The organism is Pinisolibacter sp. (assembly GCF_036782435.1).
GTDB lineage: Bacteria > Pseudomonadota > Alphaproteobacteria > Rhizobiales > Ancalomicrobiaceae > CALBKH01.
In genome coordinates, this window is the sequence record NZ_DAIPZB010000108.1 from 1 (window position 1) to 2,010 (window position 2,010).

Sequence of the window (2,010 nt, forward strand, 5' to 3'; positions counted from 1 at the left end):
CCTTGCTTCCGAGGGGCCGTCCACACATGCGCTCCGGCCGGGGAGGACGGCCGAATTTGCCGGTAGGGCTCGTCTCGAAGCATCTCGCGCGAGCCGGCCGCTCACTCTTCCGCCGCGTCGCCTCCGCCCGCTTCGTCGGGCGCCTCCCTCCCCGGCTTCGCCGTCGTCGCCTTCGGCCGCGGTGTGAACACCAGTCCCTGTTCGACGACGTCGGCGCCGAAGCGGCGGCGCAGGTCGTCGATGGCTGCCTCCGCCTTGGCGCGTCGCCCGGCGTTCTCGTCGACGAGGTCGGGCGGGTCGCAGAAGTCGATGGGCACGAGGTCGGAGACGCCGATGCCGATCAGGCGGAAGCGGCGGCCGTCGCATTCCTTGGTGAGCAGATCGAGGCCGGTGCGGAAGATGCGATCGGCCAGCGCCGTCGGATCGCCGAGCCGGCGGGCGCGGGTGATCCCCTTGAAGTCCGGGGTCTTGAGCTTCAGCTGCACCGTCCAACCGCCGAAGGCGTGCGCCTTCAATCGCCCCGAGACCTTGGTCGCGAGGCGGAACAGGATCTTCTCGAGCGCGTGCGGGTCGGCGACGTCGCTGTCGAGGGTGAGCTCGTTGGAGATCGACTTGATCTCCTGATCCGGCTCGACGATACGGGCGTCCTCGCCGAAGGCGAGCTGGCGCAGGCGTCGGCCGAGGATGCCGAAGCGGCGCATCAGCCGTCCCTCGTCGGCCTTGCGCAGGTCGGCGATGGTGCGGAACCCCTCCACCTCCAGCGCCGCCGCGGTCGCCTTGCCGACACCCCAGATGGTCGAGACCGGGCGGGGGGCGAGGAAATCGAGCGTCTCGGCCCGGCCGATCACCGAGAAGCCGCGCGGCTTGTCGAGGTCGGAGGCGATCTTCGCCAGGAACTTGTTGTGGGAGAGGCCGACCGAGACGGTGAGGCCGACCTTCTCCTCCACCCGACGGGCGAAGCGGGCCAGCGTCAGCGCCGGCGATCCGTGGTGCAGAAGTTCGGTGCCGGAGAGATCGAGGAAGGCCTCGTCGATCGACAGCGGTTCGACCAACGGCGTCAGCTCGAACATCATGTCGCGGATCTCGCGTCCCACACGGGTGTATTTCTCCATGTTCGGCCGGACGACCACGGCCTCGGGACAGCGCTCCAGCGCCTGCCACATCGGCATCGCCGACTTCACGCCGTGGATGCGGGCGACGTAGCAGGCGGTCGAGACGACGCCGCGCTTACCCCCGCCGACGATCACCGGCTTGTCGCGTAAAGTGGGGTCGTCGCGCTTCTCCACCGCGGCGTAGAAGGCGTCGCAATCGACGTGGGCGAGGGCGAGGTCGCCGAGTTCCGGATGCGCCAGGAGGCGCGGACCGCCGCATTTCGGACAACGCGTCGCCCCCGGCCGAACCGCGGTGAAGCAGTCGCGGCAGAAGGCCTCGGGGCGCGGCACGTCGGGCGGGGCGGGAGCGTCGCTCATCGGCTCGGATGATAGCGCCGCGGCGGGATGCCGCGAAGTGGGGTCGCGTGAGACGAGGGCTTGCGCGCCGTGATCGAGGGGGCGAGGATCGGGGCCGTCGAGCAAGGTCGTCCGACGGGAGCATCTCGATGCGAACCGCCTTCTTCGTCATGGGCTTCGCGGCCCTTCTTGACATGGGTGGCAGCGCCGAGGCCGGTCGCCGCTGCACCCGCGACTACGCGCCGGTGTGTGCCCGCGGCCCCGAGGGCGTGCGCAGCTACGACAATCGCAACTGCGCCCGCGCCGCCCATGCCCGCATCCTTCGCGCCGGCCGCTGCCGCAAGGACATCGAAGCGCCGGCCTTCGACCCGCACGACGGCTCGTTGTGCTCGGGCGACATCGACCGGCCGGTCTGCGCCGAGATCGGCGCGACGCGCCTGACCTTCCCCAGCGTCTGCCACGCGGTCGCGGCGCGCGCCACGGTCGTGACCTGGGGAGCGTGCTGGTACTGATGAGACCTGTGCGCGGTTGGACCATCATGTTGATTTGATGCGTTTAATGT

Annotated in this window: 2 protein-coding genes; one reads left to right on the top strand and one right to left on the bottom strand. The window is 70.0% G+C overall.

Features of this window, described 5'->3' with window-relative positions:
• Positions 1 to 101 precede the first annotated feature (101 nt).
• The gene (locus tag V7Q42_RS21380; protein WP_333826293.1) at positions 102 to 1,469 is read right to left on the bottom strand and encodes a DNA polymerase IV; all 1,368 of its coding nucleotides are present in this window, start codon (positions 1,467 to 1,469) and stop codon (positions 102 to 104) included.
• A gap of 128 nt (positions 1,470 to 1,597) precedes the next feature.
• Between V7Q42_RS21380 and V7Q42_RS21385 the strand changes: the two genes are divergently transcribed.
• Complete coding sequence (locus V7Q42_RS21385) at positions 1,598 to 1,960, top strand: hypothetical protein (protein WP_333826294.1); 363 nt, start codon at positions 1,598 to 1,600, stop codon at positions 1,958 to 1,960.
• Positions 1,961 to 2,010 lie beyond the last annotated feature (50 nt).

Coding starts and splice junctions, on each gene's coding strand:
- V7Q42_RS21380 (WP_333826293.1), bottom strand. CDS start 1,469: ATGAGCGACGCTCCCGCCCCGCCCGACGTGCCGCGCCCCGAGGCCTTC.
- V7Q42_RS21385 (WP_333826294.1), top strand. CDS start 1,598: ATGCGAACCGCCTTCTTCGTCATGGGCTTCGCGGCCCTTCTTGACATG.